This is a genomic window from Lacipirellulaceae bacterium, assembly GCA_040218535.1.
Taxonomy (GTDB): Bacteria; Planctomycetota; Planctomycetia; order Pirellulales; family Lacipirellulaceae; genus Adhaeretor.
In genome coordinates this window covers 1,025,842-1,043,295 of record JAVJRG010000005.1, presented here as the reverse complement: position 1 = coordinate 1,043,295, position 17,454 = coordinate 1,025,842, and the positions used below count along the sequence as shown (strand labels likewise).

The following is a 17,454-nucleotide window of genomic DNA, read 5'->3' as shown; positions in this document are numbered from 1 at the left end:
TTCCGCCACCATGTTTCGAATCGTAAAAGTCGACGCCCTGCCGGACTACTCCTTGGCCTTGGAGTTCAATGACGGAACTGCTGGCGAAGTTTGCTTGAAATGTCTTGTCGGCAAAGGCGTATTCAGCATATGGAACGAGCCTGGCAAGTTTGAGGGCGTAGTGATTGGAACAGGTGGTGAGCTGTGCTGGGGAGAAAACGTAGACCTCTGCCCAGATGCTCTCTATTTGGAAGTCTCTGGGAAGTCTCCAGAAACGATTCTCTCGTCGGTTGCAGAAGATTCTCATGCCTGAAATCAGCCGATTTTATGGCATCATCATCAAAATGTTCTACAACGACCATACGCCTCCCCACTTTCATGCGGAATATGGAGGAGACTCGATACTGGTCGACTTGAATAACCTACAAGTCATTGCTGGTAAGCTCCCCACGCGTGCTACGAAGCTTGTACTCGAATGGGCATCAGAACACCAAAGCGAGCTGCAACAAGATTGGCAACTCGCAAGGGACATGAAACCGCTACAGCCAATCGATCCGCTCGACTAGAATAGGCGTGCCATGACAGCGCCAAATTCCAGCGAGATTGACTCAGCAGCCAACGACAACGACCTCCTCAGTGCTGCCCTGAAGAAATACTGGGGCTACGATAACTTCCGTCCTCTGCAGCGCGAGGCGATGGAGTTTGCCCTCGCACATCAGGACTCGGTCGTGGTACTTCCCACTGGCGGCGGGAAATCGCTCTGCTATCAGGCACCGGCAGTAGTCTTGGAAGGCCTGACGGTCGTTGTTTCGCCGCTGATTTCCTTGATGAAAGATCAAGTGGACGCCCTCTCCGATTGTGGCGTTCCAGCGGCATGTGTTCATAGCATGGTGAGCCCTGATGAGAAGCGACAGATCGCCGACGAGATCCGCAGCGGGCAACTAAAACTTCTCTACTGTGCTCCTGAGCGAGTCGTGCAGCCACGCACACTCGAGTTTTTGAAGTCCGTCCAAGTCTCCCAAGTCGCCGTCGATGAAGCGCATTGCATCAGTTCCTGGGGGCATGACTTTAGGCCAGAGTATCGTCAGTTGCGGCTCTTGAAGGATGCTTTGCCTGGCGTGGGCATGCATGCTTACACGGCGACTGCAACTCAACAGGTTCGCCGTGATGTTGCTGAGCAACTGGGCCTTGAGAATGCTGAGATGCTGGTTGGGTCGTTTGATCGACCGAATCTTGTTTACCGGGTCAAACGGAAGCATCAAGCGCTCGAGCAAATCCGAGAAGTCGTTGATCGACATTCAGGAGCCGCGGGGATCATCTACTGCATCAGCCGCAAGGAAGTCGAAAAAACGGCCGCTACGCTCGCCGAGTGGGGCTGTCGCGTACGTGCTTATCACGCGGGGCTCGACGACACCATTCGGCAAAGACACCAAGAAGAATTCGCTAGCGAAGAGGTCGACATTATCGTTGCCACGGTTGCTTTCGGCATGGGCATCGACAAGTCGAATGTCCGCTATGTGATTCACATGGGAATGCCCAAGTCACTCGAGCAATACCAGCAAGAGAGCGGACGCGCGGGACGAGACGGGCTGGAGTCAGAGTGCCTCTTACTGCATTCAGGTCGTGATGCGCCCTTGTGGCGGCGGATTATCGAAGAGGGCGAAGCAAACGGCGCAGAGGGGGCCATGCAGGCGCTCGCCTCCATGTCGGCCTATAGCCAGAGCGCTAAGTGTCGTCATCGTGAGATCGTCGAATACTTTGGGCAAGAACTCGATCGCGACAACTGCGGTGCCTGCGACGTCTGCCTGGAGGAGATTGACCTCGTTGAGGACGCAACGATCCTGGGGCAGAAGATTGTCTCCTGTGTCGTGCGTTTAGAACAACGCTATGGAGCTGATTATACCGCGAAAGTGCTGAACGGTTCGGCGGAGCAACGGATTGCTGAACGAGGTCACGAACGACTAAGCACGTACGGAATCATGGAGGAGTATCCACTCAGGGCGGTACGCGACTGGATCGAACAACTCGTTGGGCAAGGATTTTTAGAGAAGACTGGCGAATACAACACGCTCTCGCTGACCGCATCGGGGGAGCGGCTACTACGGGGCGAAGTCACACCATCTCTCCTGAAACCGGCCAAGGCAAAGTCAAGTCAACGAACTCGGGTCGAGACCCCCGAGGATTGGGAAGATGTTGATCGCGGACTCTTCGACGAGTTGCGTAACCTTCGTCGTGACCTAGCACATGAACGGAGCGTGCCGGCGTACATTGTCTTCGGCGACCGCACGCTCCGTGATATGGCCCGACGTCAGCCGCAAAGTCTTGACGATTTGCGTGAGGTCGTCGGCGTGGGGGAGAAGAAGCTCGCTGAGTACGGTGAAGCGTTTTTAGAGCGAATCCGAAGCACGGGATCGTAACCAGCTTGTTCCTGACGGCTAGGTTCCATACAAGTCAGATTTGGCCTTTCCCCGGAAAGTCCAATAAACGATCCCGGTGTAGGCGATGACCATCGGCATACCGAGTAGCGCAATCCATGCCATGAGCTTGAGCGTTCCCTGACTGGAAGCCGCATTGTAAATCGTCAGGCTGAGCTCAGGATCGTTGCTAGCGGTGACAAGGTTCGGGAAGAGCGCGACGCTCCAAAGCGTGACCAAACAAATGATGGTCACGCAGGACGAAACAAATGCTTGTCCCATCTTGTGAGCCTTCACCGCACGGGGAATGTTTGCTACTGCTAGGACATTTAACACAACAACGGCCGCTGTCCACGGTGCCTGTTCGAAGTTAGGGACTGCTCTGGGCACCGTGACGAGCGTGTACATAGTGGTCAGAAAGTACATCACCAGAAACGTCCCCCAGGTATGCCAGATCCACTGCCCTGCTCTCTCTTGAGTTTCTCCTTCGGTCTTCAGGTGCAAGAAGATCGCTCCATGCATCGCGAACATCGCCACGGTAAACAGTCCCACCGCGATAGGGTAAGGCGTAATGAGTTCCAAAAAAGTCCCCGCGTAACGACCTCGCTCATCAAGCGGGATCCCGGCAATGCCATTGCCTGCCGCAATTCCAAACAGCAGGGAGGCCGTGAGGCTTGATCCGAAAAATGCATAATCCCAAAGTCTCCGCCAAACGGGCGATTTCACTTTGTTGCGGAATTCCAAGCTGACAGCCCGGAAGATCAGACAGAACAAGACAAGCATGAACAATGTATAGAACGCCGGGAGAATACACGAGTACGCCTCGGGAAACGCAGCGAGTAACGCTCCGCCAAAGGTAACGAGCCAAACCTCGTTGCCATCCCACAACGGGCCAATGCTGCTCATCGAAAGGCGACGTTGCTCGTCGTTCCTTGCCAACGGGTGCAAGATACCGACGCCCAGATCGAACCCATCCAGTACGGCATAGCCTGCCATGAGAATGCCGATCAACACAAACCAGATGAAGTTGAGATCCATAAGATCGCTTTAGCAAAGAGAGTGACTTCTCAAATCGGTAACTGACTCAGTTAAACCGAGGTCAGAGCGATGCAATCACACCCTCGACGATTCTGCGAAGCTTATCGCTTGCTGCATCGGCATTGGCGACCACATCGTGTCCGTCGGTCTCGTCGAGCATGTCAGGCGAGCCGACATTGGTGATCGTTGAGAAGCCCAATACCTGGATGTCCGCGTGCCGAGCGGCAGTCGTTTCCGGCGTGGTCGACATTCCCACAGCATCACCGCCGAGTTGGCGACACATACGGTATTCGGCCCGCGTTTCATAATTCGGCCCTAAAACTGACACATAAACCCCGCGGTGCAGTTCGATCCCCGCCTCGCGAGCAATGTCTGCCGTGCGTTGCTGTAACTGCAAATCATAGGGAGCAGACATGTCTGGGAAACGAGGGCCAAGGTTGTCGTCATTCACACCGATCAATGGGTTGTCGAACTGCAGGTTGATTTGATCTTCAATCATCATCAAATCACCCACGCGATAGTGTGGGTTCAACCCGCCCGCAGCATTGGAAACCACTAGCACCTGCGTACCCAAGGCCTGGAGTAAACGGACAGGCATCGCCGCTTGCTGAGCACTATTGCCCTCGTACAAGTGAAAGCGACCTTGGAATGCAATGACGGGCTTTCCCGCAAGCTTTCCACAGACAAGCTGCCCACGATGGCCGATGGCTGTCGACTGTGGAAAGTTCGGCACCTCGGCGTATTCGATCTCAACGGAATCCGCAATTTCGTCGGCGAGCCGCCCGAGTCCTGTGCCGAGGATGATCCCAGCAACAGGCTGCTCGCCCCAGCGGTCTCGAACAACCGCGACAGCCTCTTCCATTTGGCTGGCAAGTTCAAGCATTCTTAGCCCCCTGACGATGCAACGAGCTGAGCTTCGTGGGCGAGGATGCCAAGCACCAGCGATTTTAGTTTCGGCTCAGCCGCATTGGCGACGGCGATAATCTCCTCAACAACTGCAGGCTTTAGCGAGTCAGGCAGGCACATGTCAGTGATCACTGAAAGTCCGAACACCCGCATGCCGCCATGAACGGCAACAATCACTTCTGGCACGGTCGACATGCCCACGACATCAGCGCCAATCATGCGCAGAAAACGATACTCGGCACGTGTCTCCAAATTCGGACCCGTCACCGCCACGGTGACACCTCGATGGACGTGAAAATTGTTCTTCCGCGCAATTTCCATCCCCGCCTCAATCAGCTCAGGCGTGTACGGAGCCGACATATCCGGGAACCGCGGACCGAGCCGATCGTCATTCACGCCGACCAGCGGATTATCGCCCATGAGGTTGATCTGATCGTCGATGATCATGACATCGCCGGCCTCATAATAGGGATTCATTCCCCCAACGGCTTGAGACACGACTAACAAATTCGCCCCCAGCGCCTTCATCACGCGGATTGGTAAGGTGATTTGCTTCAGGGGCACCCCTTCGTACTGATGAATACGTCCCTCCATCGCCACGATAGGCACTCCTTCGAGCGTCCCACAAACGAGCCGACCCTTGTGGCTTGTCGCTGTACTGACAGGGAAGTTGGGAATCTCCGCGTAATCGATCGCCACCGGCGACTCGATACTGGCAGCCAAGTTTCCTAGCCCGGTGCCAAGCACAATACCAGCAACCGGCGTCTCACTCCATTGCTGCCGAATGAATGAAACAGCTTCTTCGATTTGTCCGTAGAGTTCTAACATCCTATTCTGATCTCTCGCAAAGGCGCCTAGGCGCGAAGTTTGTGTGTCAAAAGATTATGTTTATTTTGGGGTACTCTTTGTGCCTTGGCGCCTTTGCGTGAGGCATCAATAGTCCGCCTTGCTGACCGTCTCACTACCCTGTTCCCCGGCGGCGATTGCTTTCGTGCTACTGGCGCCCAATCGTGTTGCGCCGAGATCGACCAATCGCTTGGCGTCCTCGTAACTGCGGATGCCTCCTGAGGCTTTCACCTCAACGGCTTCACTGCATGTTTCACGCATGAGCTTGATGTCGTGCTCGGTGGCACCTGTGGAGCGCATGGAGCCGTCTTCGTTCTTAACCATGCCAAAACCAGTTGAGGTTTTTACAAAGGCAGCACCGGCGGACTCGCTCAACTCGCAGAGGCGACGCTTGACGTCGTCGTTGGGTAGCAAGCCGGTTTCGAAAATGACTTTCGTGATTGCTCCCCCCGACTTTGCGGCTTCGACAACTTCGCGAATGTCTTGCTCGACCGCTTGCCAATCCTCGGCGAAGACTCGCCCGAGGTTGACGACCATATCAACCTCTGCGGCACCCTCAGAGCAAGCAACTTCCGTCTCGCGGACTTTCGTGGCCGTCGTTGTTCCTCCGTGAGGGAATCCGATGACAGTACTCGCCATCACTTTCGAATCGGCCAAGAGTTCGCTGGCGAGAGCGACCATCGAAGGCTTTACGCAAACGCTGGCAGCGCCCAGTTCAATGCAGAAACCACAGGCATCGCGGAGGTCATCGCCTGTTTGCGTGGGGTGAAGAACCGCATGATCGATAAGTGAGACAATAGACATTACTAGGAGCGAGAAAGTGAAATGCGAAAGGGGAAGTCGCTCGTCGGCTTAGCCGCAAGCGGGATGAAGTCTTTGAATTAAGGCGAGACCGCTGCTGTTGCCGGTGCCTGGCTTTTGCTTGGAAGCATCAAATCAACAACCACCGCCAGATGATCCGTCGTACTCAGGTCGATCGTGTGAAAGATAAAAGCACGCTTCACGTAAGACTCAAATTCCTTCGGCAGCAGAATATGATCGATCATCGTCTGGACATCGAAGGGATCCATCACTCCATTTTCATTACGGTCCCATAGTGAAGTGAATCGATCTTTCACCCTAGGAATCAACTTCGCGACATTGAATAGCTCAGGACCTGATTGCTGGGCATCGAAGTCCTTAAGGTCTTTGAGAACCGTCGTCAAAGTATCGCGTGTGTCGTCTCGGTCGGGCACATCAGGGTCGTAGTCGTTGAGATCACCGAGGATAATCGGAAGATAGCCACGACCTGTAATCTCTTGGCGAATCACACGTTGTGCGACTTTCGCTTGTGCAGAGCGTTTCGCGTTGGAGTAATCGTCGCTGGGGTTCGACTTCAGATGAAGACCAAGGAACCCCATTTTGTGGCCATCAATCTCAAAGTAGTAGACCGCGTTACGCGAAAGCGAGGTCATCGCCTGATACTTGTCCCCTCGACGACTGACCGCAGGAAACGCCTGCCGCCATGTCGGGTCGTGCTCGGGCGAATAGAACGTACGAATCTTGGCACCCTCGACCGTGACCGGCTCGTAGCGAGAAATCAGCGCGACATCCATTCCCGTAAACTCATCATTATTCTCGACGTGATATCCTCGCAGATCGGTCAGGCCCTTCTCGTGGAGGATTTCGATTAGGAGATCGACACCTTCCTTCGAAGTCACTTCAACCAAGTTGAGAATGTCAGGATTAAGCACTTCAATGATCGAAGCGACTCGCTCGAACTGCTCTCTTCGAGCCGTATCCCAGCGGTACTTCTGCAAGCTGCCCGCCCGCACGCCAGGAGCCGTGAGAATCTCCGCGTTGAGAGTCACAATCCTAAGAGCTGTCTCGCCCGCTAAAGTTGCTCCAGATAAGCTCAAAAAAACAAGCGAGAGTACAGTAAGGCAAGTCAGTCGCATCGATTCAATAACCCTAGAAATATGATTGGCAAACGGCCGGTAGTTCTGGCATCCTAACGGATTCGAGAGGGCTTTTCCACGAGGCAATCCACCAACGGCAGAAGAATCAACCTTCTCGTCGGGAAGAACGAACAGCCAGGCTGGCGATCACTGCCGCAACGGCTAATCCAACACAAGTTGGTTCAGGGGCCGTCACGAGTGTCGCCGGGCTCGTACCGTACTGAGCTTGCCATACCACGAGGTCTGCCGAATCAACAGAACTACTGCCGTTGGCATCGCCTTGAGCAGGAGTCGTTCCACTGCCAAAACCAAGCTGCCAAACAAGAAAGTCGTCTCCATCGACGATGCTGTCAGAGTTAAAGTCCGCGTTGTCGGTGCCGGAAACGACGCTCGTCTCAACGGTGATCTCCTCAATCCGGTAGGAATCCGTTGCCGTGAAAGTAAAGACATCACCACTGAGTAAGTTGACCGTTTCAACGGGCGTCCAAATGTCTGAGGATCCATTGAATCCTGCGACTCCGGTGAACAATCGGATGGCTTCAGTTCCATTGATACTGATGATAGCCGCATCTGCCTCATGCGGGTCTGAAGGTCCGACCCCTGCGAGATCGATGGAAACCAGCTCGACGGTAAATCCCGAAAAGCCAAGTGTGAACGACAGGCTCTCGTTGAATGCTGCTTCAATCTCACCGGTAGCGTCGCCAACCACATCGGCATTCACTCCCATGCCCGAAGCAGTTCCATTGACGACACCGTTCTCGGCAGTTGCCGTTAACGTAATCCCACCCTCGGAGTGTGTGCCCGTCTCCTCAAGAATGTTCCCGTCATTCATCCCCATGAATGGAGCACGAAGGTCAAAGACAATCGTCTCAGCAATGACACAATCAGCAGAAAAGCAAATGCAAACAGCAAAGGCAAAGAGCTGAAAACAAACGGAACGGCGGCTCATGGTGATGCACTCGTGGAAGTAAGGAAGCAATTTTGGCTTCCTTGCCAACGGCAGTCTAGCGAAGCCGCGAAAAGAAATCACGTAGTTTCTACTGAAATGCCCAAGGGCCGAGCCAGACCTTAGTATTGAAAGTGCTTAATTTCTTCACCCTGGGCGCCGAGATCAGTTAGTGATTCAATGCCGATTTCCAGGTGCAGCTCTCCCCAGTTGCTAGTCACCTTTGCATCGCTTTCTTGGGTCTTTACCCCTTCGGGCGTCATCGGCAAGTCCGACACCAGCAATAAAGCACCACGGGCAATCTGGTTCGTGTGCCCTACGACAAACACCGTGGCCGTTTCCATATCGATTGCGATTGGTGTGTATTCCCGAAGTTGTTCTTTGAACTCCTCGTCGTGCTCCCAAACGCGACGGTTCGTCGTGTAGACCACGCCTGTTCGGTACTCGTGACCGCGGCCTACGAGTTTCTCAGAAACAAACTTGTGCAGCTTGAATGAAGGCAAGGCAGGTACGAGCGGATGCAAGTAGTCGTCGGAGGTTCCCTCACCGCGGATCGCTCCAATTGGCAAGATGAAGTGACCGATTTCTGTCGAATGTTTCAGTCCGCCGCACTTGCCGAGAAACAATACGGCTTTGGGATGCTTGGCGAGCAGCAGATCCATCACGGTCGCAGCATTGGGCGAACCGATGCCGAAATTGACGATCGTCAACCCCTCATCGTTCGAAGCTGCCTGCATGGGGCGACCTTCGCCATAGATATTGCAATTGAACCGCTTGGCAAAGTTTCGCACGTAGCTGCTGAAGTTGGTCAGCAGTATGTAATCGCCAAACTCAGCGAGTGGCATCCCTGTATAGCGCGGCAACCAATTCTCTGCCAGATCGAGCTTCGTTAGAGTCATCTTTTTCCTAGTGGTTAGTCAAACAAATATTTTCGGGTTAGGTGCATCGTGAACCTTTGTCCCAGAATCGATTCCATCGCACCTGACCCTAAAATTTTGGCTTGACGCAGGACTAATAAACCTTTCTCTCAGGCATTGCCAACCATTGCTGGAACAACTCGCGGCACTCCTCGCGACGGGTGTCGCTGATAAGCTTTAAATCACTTTGACCAATTCGCAACAACTCAGAAGCGGGCAATTGGAGTTCATTGAATCCAGCATCTTCGGCATCAGCAATCGAAGCACCGTAATAAACCGTCTCGACGCGGGCCCAGTGCAAAGCAGCCATACACATCGGGCACGGTTCACACGTTGTGGCAACGATAGCGCCCTCTAGGAACACATCTCCGAGGAATTCATTTGCCGTGCGAATCGCATTGACTTCCGCATGCGCGGTAATGTCGGTCGAAGCCATCACGGTGTTGTGACGACGTGAGATAACCTTGCCGTCGCGGGCGATTGCGCAGCCGAACGGGCTCTGCCCTGCCGCCAGCCCTTCGCGACAGACCTCAATGGCCTCGCCCATCAATTGCTCAGGCGTGATTTCATCAGACATGCTGTTTTGATCCCAATTGAACGGATTGGAGCTTGAATCGTATAGAAATGATGGCTTCCGTTGCGTGAACAGCCCCTCAGAGGCGACTCAATATTTGAAATATCAGAAGCAAATTCTTACTTCACAATAGTTTAGAGCTTTCCGGCTGTTTGCGAACCCGAGTCTTAGCGTTCATAATCAATAGATTCAATACCGGGGCCTCTACGCCCCCAGAACTTCCTGCCCGCGATCCCGCCCAACGTTTGCCGACTACTATGGATGCAAGCAGCCATCTCGAGAATGAAGGTCTGATGTCTGCAGACGAGGCGGTGACAATCGAACAAGGCGGTACCAACGGCAACGTGTCTCGACCGGAGGTTAATTCACAAGACTCCCCCGCTCTAGATCCACTTTCCGAGGCTGATACTCTCGATCAAGAGGCAAAGCGACTGGGAGTCGACCTCATCGACCTGGAAACGGAAGAGGTCGATCTTTCGCTCCTGAGCCGTATACCTCAGAAGCTGATCCATCGCCACAACTTATTTCCCGTGAGCGAGCAAGGGGGCGTGGTGCTGGTCGCTACGGCTGATCCCTTGGACATCGATCCGTTGGACGAGGTTGCTGCAGCCCTAGCGATGCCGGTCTTGCCGGTGATGGCGACGCCAGAAGCGATCTCGAAGCGGATCAAGAATCACTTAGGCGTCGGCAGCGAAACCATCGAAGGTCTGATTGCCGCGCGCGAAGAAGAAGATGAGCTTGAACTGGTCGACGGCCTGCAAGTCGACGATGCAGAAATCTCCGCCGAAGTCCAGGAAGCTTCGGTCGTTCGTCTCGTGAATGAGATTCTTATCGAAGCAATCGATTCCCGAGCGAGCGACGTCCACATCGAATCACAACCCTCGGGCGTTAAAGTTCGCTATCGTATCGATGGCATCTTGCAACGGCAGCCGACCCCGCCCGAGATCAATCACTTCCAAGCCGCCATCATCAGCCGTTTAAAAATCATGGCCCGGCTGAACATTGCCGAGAAACGCCTTCCGCAAGACGGGCGAATCAAATTGAAGGTCCACGGGCGAGAAGTCGACGTGCGTGTCTCGGTCATTCCGATGCTGCATGGCGAAGGAATCGTCATGCGTTTGCTCGACAAGAGCAACATGGAGTTCTCGCTTGAGAAACTGGGCATGGAACCGTCGGTACGTGCCCAGTTCGACCAACTCATCCGCGCACCGCACGGGATTATTCTTGTCACAGGGCCAACCGGCTCCGGTAAGACGACTACTCTCTACAGTTCGCTGCTCGACATTAAGAGCGAAGACACCAAAATCATTACCACCGAAGACCCAGTCGAGTACCAACTCGAAGGGATTAATCAGATCCAAGTCCATTCGAAGATCGGACTCAGCTTCGCCCAATCGTTGCGTGCGATCCTGCGTCACGACCCAGATGTGGTGCTTGTCGGTGAAATTCGCGACTTTGAGACGGCTGAAAACGCCATCCAGGCATCGCTGACCGGTCACTTAGTCTTTAGCACGCTCCATACGAACGACGCACCGAGTGCTTATACACGACTCGTCGACATGGGTGTCGAGCCGTTCCTGGTCGCCAGCACGATCGAAGCGGTAATTGCTCAGCGGCTTGTCCGCACCCTCTGCCGTCATTGCCGTGAGCCCTACCAGCCCCTTCAAGAAGACTTACCAGACGATTTCCCCTGGGAAGATTACTTGGACGCTGATCGGTCACTCTATCGCGCGGGCGGTTGTCGCATTTGCCGCGGCGTGGGGTTCGCGGGGCGGCAAGGCATCTTCGAGATGTGCCCCACGACTGACGCGGTTCGCCAACTAGCTCATGATCGCGCCAGCAGTTGGGAAATCCGCAACGCCGCCCTCGCCGACGGCATGAAAACCCTCCGCCAAGACGCCTGGCGAAAAGTTATCGAAGGCGTGACGAGCGTCGAGGAAGTCTTAAGGGTCACCAAGGGAGACATCAGCTAAAGGAGAAACCGACAACCCAGAGTCTTCTCTCAACTTTCTCCTTTCCACGGACTCACATGCCTGACTTCACCTACACCGCCCGAAACGAAACGGGGCAACGCGTCGAGGGCGTGTTGTCGGCAGGGACGCAGCGTGAAGTCTTGGCGAATTTGTCCGCTCAAGGTCTGTTTCCGCTTAAGGTCAATCTTTCGAAGGGAACTGAGCGGAAAGCAGGCGGACGGAAGGTTCGCGCTCAAGCGATGTCGCAGTTCTATACACAGTTGGCGGCCTTGCTCCGTAGCGGCGTTCCTCTCTTGCGTTCCTTGCAAGTTCTCGGCAAACAGTCGAGCAATGAGGCGATCAAAGAGATTGCCGAAGACCTCCACGGACGGATCAGTGAAGGCGACTCACTAGCTGAAGCGATGGCACGGCATCCGCGCGCCTTCAACGATTTATCACGCAGCATCGTCCGTGCTGGCGGTGAAGGCGGGTTCCTTGAGGAAGCCTTGGAACGCGTCGCGAAGTTCACAGACCAACAGGCGGAACTCAAGTCGCGAATCACGGGGGCAATGGCGTATCCCATTTTCCTGCTGGTGTTTGGCGTCTCGATCGTGACGGTGCTGATCATTTTCTTCGTCCCCAAGTTTGAAGACCTCTTCGCTCGCCTACGCGCTCGTGGTGAACTTCCCAAGGTCACCGACATGCTGCTGTGGCTCAGCGACTTCATCAGTTCCTACGGCCTATTCATTGCCGCGGCGCTCGTTGGTTTTTTCTTTTTCGCCAAAGCGAAACTCGCTACGGAGTCCGGTCGCATGTGGCTCGACCGTTGGAGATTGAAGCTGCCGCAAGTCGGTTCCATCTATGGCAATTTGGCTGTGTCCCGATTTTGCCGCGTGCTGGGAACCTTACTCTCGGGTGGCGTTCCTATTGTCAAGTCGCTGAAGATCAGTGCAGACTCCACCGGCAATCTGGTGCTCGCCGGAGCCGTCAACGACGCTGCTGAAAACATTACCGCAGGCGAATCCCTCGCTGAGCCTTTGGCCGCTAGTGGCCACTTCCCACCTAACGTTGTGGAGATGGTTGCCGTAGCTGAGCAATCCAACACCCTTGAAACTGTGCTTGGCAACATCGCCGACTCACTCGAAAAAGAAACGTGGCGACGGCTCGATCTGTTCGTGCGTTTGCTTGAGCCCGTCATGCTACTCATTTTGGCGTCAGCAGTGCTCGTGATCGTCATCGCGCTACTGCTACCCATCCTGAAATCCGCGATGGTAATGTAACCATCCACTGTATGAGATTTTCCGAAACTTCCCTCACTTCGAAGCTAAGTCAAAAAAGGAGTTCCCCAAGTGAAGCATCCCACCCCTCGCACAACCCCACCTTCCCGTGCCGGCTTTACTCTGATCGAAGTCTTGCTCGTCCTAATTATTCTCGTGATCATCGGCGCTTTAGCGACTCGTGTTTTCACAGGTACTCAAGAAAAAGCAAGTAAACGTGCTGCCCAGTTCAGCGTGGACCAGATCGAAGAAGCGATCAAAATGTATCGCATGGAAATGAACAAGTACCCCTCAAAGCTTTCGGACCTTTGGGAAGAACCAAGCGACAAAACGGAAGCTGAGAAGTGGGGTGATGAGTATCTTGAAAAACTCAAGCCAGACCCTTGGGGGAACGAATTCCAATACCTCGCCGAAGGCAAGAAAAACTCTGGCAAGTACGATGTCTGGTCCAACGGCCCCGATGGTAAAAGTGGCACCGAGGATGACATCGGTAATTGGGAGTAGCGACCGATGCGGCGCGGAATCACCCTTCTTGAACTCTTGCTCGTAGCGGCATTACTAGCTGTCATCGCTAGCCTTGCCGCTCCGCCGTTGGGCCGCGCTTTTTCTTCAGTCAAGCTCCGTCGGACAGGGGATGAGGTCCTAGCCGCTTGGACAGAAGCGCGGAACACGGCAATCCATAGTGGCCGCGTCCATCAGTTTCGCTTCGAGCCGGGAACCGCACGCTATCAAGTTTCCGTTTGGGCGAGTGAAGAATCAGAATCTTCAGCCTCGGAAACAGGCGGCACGGACTCGATTAGCCTCGCTGACGCAAAAGATGCGACCGATCCGGAGATCGTCTTTGAGAGCGGACAACTCGTCGATGAACAGAGCCGGGATCGTTCCTCAACGGAGCCTAGTGAAGTTGTCTCACTAAAGTCATCCGGTGGTGAAGAGTGGTCGCGGCCCTTGCTCTTTTTCCCCAATGGCACCACTTCCGATGCAACAATCACACTCAAGAACAAGTATGACAAGTACCTGAGGCTGCATTTGCGTGGCCTCACCGGAGTTGGTCGAAAAAGCGCTGTGCTAACTAGAACCGAATGGGATGAGGCACAGGATCGCTGACATGCGCACCCGAAAACGTCACCACTGCAAGAGCATCCCTCGTGAGGCGTCTGCGGCTTTCACGCTGCTGGAAGTCATTCTCGCCTTAGCCATCTTGGGTGGGGCGGTCGCGGTTCTCGGTGAGATCATGAGCCTCGCCGACGAGCGTGGCTCACGAGCGGCAGCCGAAGCGAAAGCCCAAATCCACGCGCAAACCGTTATGGACCAATTGCTTTCGGGTGCTCTTGAATTAGCCGACGCACAGCAGGAGGAGATTCCCTCAACCGACGACGTTCGCTGGGTCTATTCCGTGACGCTCTTGGCTGGTGATGTCCCTGAAGTGCAACAGGTTTTGGTCACTGTCGAACAGGATCTAGAGGACGAGTTCCGCCCAGCAAAGTTTCAATTGGTCCAGTGGATCGTGCCGCCGACCGAGGCAAGTAGCCTGGATAGCCAGGAAGGCTCTACTACCGGATTTGATGGTGCTGTTTCAAGTTCGGGAGCTTCGCTGTGAACCAATCTCATCGACAAACTCGCAAAGGGTTTACACTGCTGGAGATTGTGCTCGCGTTGGGTCTGGCGGCAATGCTCCTCTACTTGCTGACGATGGCTACCGAGTTGACCATCTTTCGCGTGGACCGCAGTCGAGCACGCGTGGAATCGGCCCAGGTGGCACGCGCGATACTCGATACCATTGCAGACGATTTGCAGAACGCGCGTTTTGATAGCCCCAGAAGCTCGCTCCCAGGATCAATCACGGGCGGAACTTCGGTCGGCGGCCTAGGCGCGCAGCAAGGTGGAACAACTTCAGGAGCCGACGCGTCGTCGGCTTCGTCGATTGGTAATTCTGCAGTTGCCGTCGGAGGCAGTTCCGACCTAGGCACGGGCTTCGCGACACTCGATGCCTCAACGGTGCGAGGAATCTATGGCGATCAGCAGTTGCTGCGAATTGACCGCTGCATCTCCTACGACTGGCATGACGCCACGAGACCCGCGGTGGAAGAGGAGCAAGACACCACCTCACCGAACGCATTGCCCCAGACGGTCTTTTACACTGTCGAAGATGGCGAGCGACTCACCGCTCCCGAATCCGCGGAACGAGGTGTTCAGAGCGAGAGTCAGCGCGGCATCGCCGGACTCTATCGAGAGTCGCTCTCCACGCAAGTCGTGCAGGCGGAGAGTGCTACTGATGGCACAAGCAACTATCAGCGCAGTGAACAGGCGAAACTCCTCGCTCCTGAAGTCGTCAGCATCGAATACGGTTACTTCGACGGAAGCGAAATGCTCGATCAATGGGACACCGTGGAGCGAACAGGCCTTCCCCGCGGAATCGAGATTCGCCTTAAGGTTCTCGAAGTCGCCTATGAGGAAGCGATCGAAGAGTCCGACAGCCGGGCTGATCGCTATCGGGAAGAGGATAGTGTCGAGTATCGCCGCTTCGTAAGCCTCGTTGGAATTCAGCAACAGGCACCGATGCCGATGCTGCTAGGTCAACCACGGCAGAACGCAGCCGGCTTTGGCGGATTTGGCACAGGGAGTGGTTCCACGAACGCGGGCGGTGCTTCGAACGCACAAGCTACGGGTGGGGGTGGCGATGAATAAGACACCCTCTTTTCAACGTGATCACCTTACGAGAAACGGCAGTGTCTTGCTGCTGGTCCTCGTCGTCATCGCCGTCCTGGCCCTCAGTTCTGCCAGCTATCTGAAGAACATGCAGAACGAGCATTTGGCAGTCCGTTATCACGGCTTGCAAGCACGGGCCGATGCGGCGGCGGCCTCTGGCGTTGCGTATGCGACCGCGCTGCTGTCACGGCCTGCTGCCGACTTGCAGGTTGAAGGCGGTATCCAAGACAACACGGACCTCTTTCAGGCCATTCCACTTTTTGAGTCCGAAGACCCGGAGTTTCAATGGTCGATGACCATCGTTTCCCCCAGAATTCAAAACGGATTGTACTCGGGCTTACGTTATGGCTTACAAAACGAATCCGCCAAGCTGCATGTTAACAGTCTTCTTCCGAACAGTCGCGTAGGCGGAACTCCCGGTGCCGGCCAAGCAGACATAGGCAGCATGTTGGGGGGGCAAAGTTCCGAGGACAACTCAGACGAAGGCGCTGATGATGCAGCGGCGGACAATCAAGCAGCGCAGAGAGGAAACGACCAAGCCGATCCACGCCAGCGGCTGCTCGCGATTCCTGGGATGGACGTCGAGCTTGCCGACGCCCTGCTCGACTGGCTCGATACCGACGACATCCCGCGGGAATTCGGTGCAGAAGTCGACTACTACCAACAACTCGACCCAGCAGTGACGCCGCGCAATGGCCCCATCACGAGCCTCGACGAATTGCTTTCGATCCGGGGGTTTACTCGTGAACTCCTTTACGGTCTCGATCAGAATCGCAACCAACAGTACGACGCAGGCGAATCTCCTCGCGGCGTGATGTTAGAACTCGACAACGCGAGTGGACAACTTAACTTGGGGCTCTCCGCGTACCTCACGGTGTCCAGCGCGGAGAACATCCTCAGTTCCGATCCTAGCAGCGGCCCACGAATCGATATCAATACCCCCGCTCTGCAGCAGTTGCATACGGCTCTTTCCACACAGCTGACAGCGGAAGAAGCGAAGTTCGTGATCCTCTACCGGCAGTACGGCGGTCAACGACAGGACGCCCGCGAAAGCCGAAATCAGAACCAATCGGCGAACGCGAAATCCAACGTCGAGCTTGACTTTCAGAAGCAGGCTTCAACGCCGATCAACTCATTGCTCGACCTCCTAGGCACCACGGTCACCATTGCCACCGAGAAGGACAACCAACAGCAGAACAATAGCAACCAGCAAGACTCACGACAAAGTGGCAACCGCGGCAATCAGGGACGATCAGGCTCTAGCAATGGCAACAACGCGGAGACACAAACTGTGGAATCCCCATGGCCAGATTCACCAGAAGGATACCGTCAGCTTCTCAGGCTCTACGACTTGGCAACCACCTCGCCAAGCCCCGTCTTTGCAGGCAGGATCAACATCAACGAAGCCTCTCAGCCGGTGCTGATGACGATTCCCGGAATGTCCTACGCCCTCGCGGATCAGATTCTCTTGCAGCGTGAGCCGGAAATCGATCTGACAACTAGCGACCAGCGTTCGATCCTCTGGCCACTGCTTCAGGGCTTCGTCACGCGCGACCAACTGCAAACGATGGAGAAATACATAACCACCCGTGGCAGCGTCTACAGTGGGCAAGCCGTTGGATTTCGGCAATCGGCGGTCACCTCGAACCAAAGTCGCTCAAGCGAACCCGCCACACAGATTGACGTCATCTCCAGACGTCAATTTTGGATCGACACTAGCAGCGGCACATCTCGCGTTATCGACTGGGTCGATCTTACTTCGCTAGGGCGAGGTTACTCAATCGAAACCCTGAGTCCGGATGGCATCGTGCAATGACTTGCCAACTTTCTTAAGAATCAACCTGACCGTGTAAGTACAATAAAGATTTCCGGAAGTTTCCTGCCACGGAAATAACCGTAGGATGGCCACTCCTGGCCGTCTCAAGAAGTATCAGCACGCAATGCCGTTGAATCGACGGG

18 protein-coding genes are annotated in these 17,454 nt (G+C 54.9%); 10 read left to right on the top strand and 8 right to left on the bottom strand.

The features are described from left to right. Positions 1-10: 10 nt before the first annotated feature. Genes RIB44_04455 through recQ form a run of 3 tightly spaced genes read left to right on the top strand, consistent with a single transcriptional unit; the run spans position 11 to position 2,396 of the window. The gene (locus RIB44_04455; GenBank protein ID MEQ8615826.1) at positions 11-292 is read left to right on the top strand and encodes a DUF2442 domain-containing protein; all 282 of its coding nucleotides are present in this window, start codon (positions 11-13) and stop codon (positions 290-292) included. After that, positions 285-545, top strand: a complete 261-nt coding sequence (locus RIB44_04450) for a DUF4160 domain-containing protein (protein ID MEQ8615825.1) — start codon at positions 285-287, stop codon at positions 543-545. The genes RIB44_04455 and RIB44_04450 overlap by 8 nt, the downstream gene beginning before the upstream one ends. Before the next feature lie 12 nt (positions 546-557). Next, positions 558-2,396 carry a DNA helicase RecQ gene (gene recQ / locus RIB44_04445; protein MEQ8615824.1) on the top strand — a complete coding sequence of 613 codons (1,839 nt, stop codon included), beginning with the start codon at positions 558-560 and terminating at the stop codon, positions 2,394-2,396. Between the two features lie 18 nt (positions 2,397-2,414). Here recQ and cydB read toward each other — a convergent pair whose 3' ends face one another. The 8 genes from cydB to RIB44_04405 all read right to left on the bottom strand — a co-directional run bounded on the left by cydB (position 2,415) and on the right by RIB44_04405 (position 9,560). Continuing rightward, positions 2,415-3,431 carry a cytochrome d ubiquinol oxidase subunit II gene (gene cydB / locus RIB44_04440; protein MEQ8615823.1) on the bottom strand — a complete coding sequence of 339 codons (1,017 nt, stop codon included), beginning with the start codon at positions 3,429-3,431 and terminating at the stop codon, positions 2,415-2,417. A 61-nt stretch (positions 3,432-3,492) separates the two neighbouring features. Next, entirely contained in the window at positions 3,493-4,314 is an 822-nt protein-coding gene (locus RIB44_04435; GenBank protein MEQ8615822.1) for a purine-nucleoside phosphorylase, read from the bottom strand. Between the two features lie 2 nt (positions 4,315-4,316). Beyond that, positions 4,317-5,165 (bottom strand): purine-nucleoside phosphorylase, encoded by an 849-nt coding sequence (locus RIB44_04430; protein ID MEQ8615821.1) that lies wholly within the window; start codon positions 5,163-5,165, stop codon positions 4,317-4,319. 105 nt (positions 5,166-5,270) lie between these two features. After that, the gene (gene deoC / locus RIB44_04425) at positions 5,271-5,987 is read right to left on the bottom strand and encodes a deoxyribose-phosphate aldolase (GenBank protein MEQ8615820.1); all 717 of its coding nucleotides are present in this window, start codon (positions 5,985-5,987) and stop codon (positions 5,271-5,273) included. Positions 5,988-6,064: 77 nt separating this feature from the next. Beyond that, complete coding sequence (locus RIB44_04420) at positions 6,065-7,033, bottom strand: hypothetical protein (protein ID MEQ8615819.1); 969 nt, start codon at positions 7,031-7,033, stop codon at positions 6,065-6,067. 193 nt (positions 7,034-7,226) lie between these two features. After that, entirely contained in the window at positions 7,227-8,069 is an 843-nt protein-coding gene (locus RIB44_04415) for a hypothetical protein (GenBank protein MEQ8615818.1), read from the bottom strand. A 119-nt stretch (positions 8,070-8,188) separates the two neighbouring features. Continuing rightward, on the bottom strand, positions 8,189-8,965 hold the full coding sequence (locus tag RIB44_04410) for an AMP nucleosidase (GenBank protein MEQ8615817.1): 777 nt from the start codon (positions 8,963-8,965) through the stop codon (positions 8,189-8,191). Between the two features lie 112 nt (positions 8,966-9,077). Beyond that, positions 9,078-9,560 carry a nucleoside deaminase gene (locus RIB44_04405; protein ID MEQ8615816.1) on the bottom strand — a complete coding sequence of 161 codons (483 nt, stop codon included), beginning with the start codon at positions 9,558-9,560 and terminating at the stop codon, positions 9,078-9,080. Between the two features lie 290 nt (positions 9,561-9,850). On the opposite strand from RIB44_04405, the gene RIB44_04400 reads away from it, so the two are divergent. From RIB44_04400 to RIB44_04370, 7 genes are all read left to right on the top strand, one after another. Further along, positions 9,851-11,530 carry a GspE/PulE family protein gene (locus RIB44_04400; protein MEQ8615815.1) on the top strand — a complete coding sequence of 560 codons (1,680 nt, stop codon included), beginning with the start codon at positions 9,851-9,853 and terminating at the stop codon, positions 11,528-11,530. A gap of 56 nt (positions 11,531-11,586) precedes the next feature. Beyond that, the gene (locus tag RIB44_04395) at positions 11,587-12,789 is read left to right on the top strand and encodes a type II secretion system F family protein (protein MEQ8615814.1); all 1,203 of its coding nucleotides are present in this window, start codon (positions 11,587-11,589) and stop codon (positions 12,787-12,789) included. Positions 12,790-12,858: 69 nt separating this feature from the next. Then, a complete protein-coding gene (gene gspG, locus RIB44_04390; protein ID MEQ8615813.1) occupies positions 12,859-13,290 on the top strand; it encodes a type II secretion system major pseudopilin GspG in 432 nt (143 codons plus the stop codon). A 6-nt stretch (positions 13,291-13,296) separates the two neighbouring features. Beyond that, a complete protein-coding gene (locus RIB44_04385) occupies positions 13,297-13,893 on the top strand; it encodes a prepilin-type N-terminal cleavage/methylation domain-containing protein (GenBank protein ID MEQ8615812.1) in 597 nt (198 codons plus the stop codon). Position 13,894: 1 nt separating this feature from the next. After that, positions 13,895-14,386 (top strand): type II secretion system protein, encoded by a 492-nt coding sequence (locus RIB44_04380; protein MEQ8615811.1) that lies wholly within the window; start codon positions 13,895-13,897, stop codon positions 14,384-14,386. Then, the gene (locus RIB44_04375; GenBank protein ID MEQ8615810.1) at positions 14,383-15,474 is read left to right on the top strand and encodes a hypothetical protein; all 1,092 of its coding nucleotides are present in this window, start codon (positions 14,383-14,385) and stop codon (positions 15,472-15,474) included. Before RIB44_04380 ends, RIB44_04375 begins: the two co-directional genes overlap by 4 nt. After that, entirely contained in the window at positions 15,467-17,311 is a 1,845-nt protein-coding gene (locus RIB44_04370) for a type II secretion system protein GspK (GenBank protein MEQ8615809.1), read from the top strand. Before RIB44_04375 ends, RIB44_04370 begins: the two co-directional genes overlap by 8 nt. Positions 17,312-17,454 lie beyond the last annotated feature (143 nt).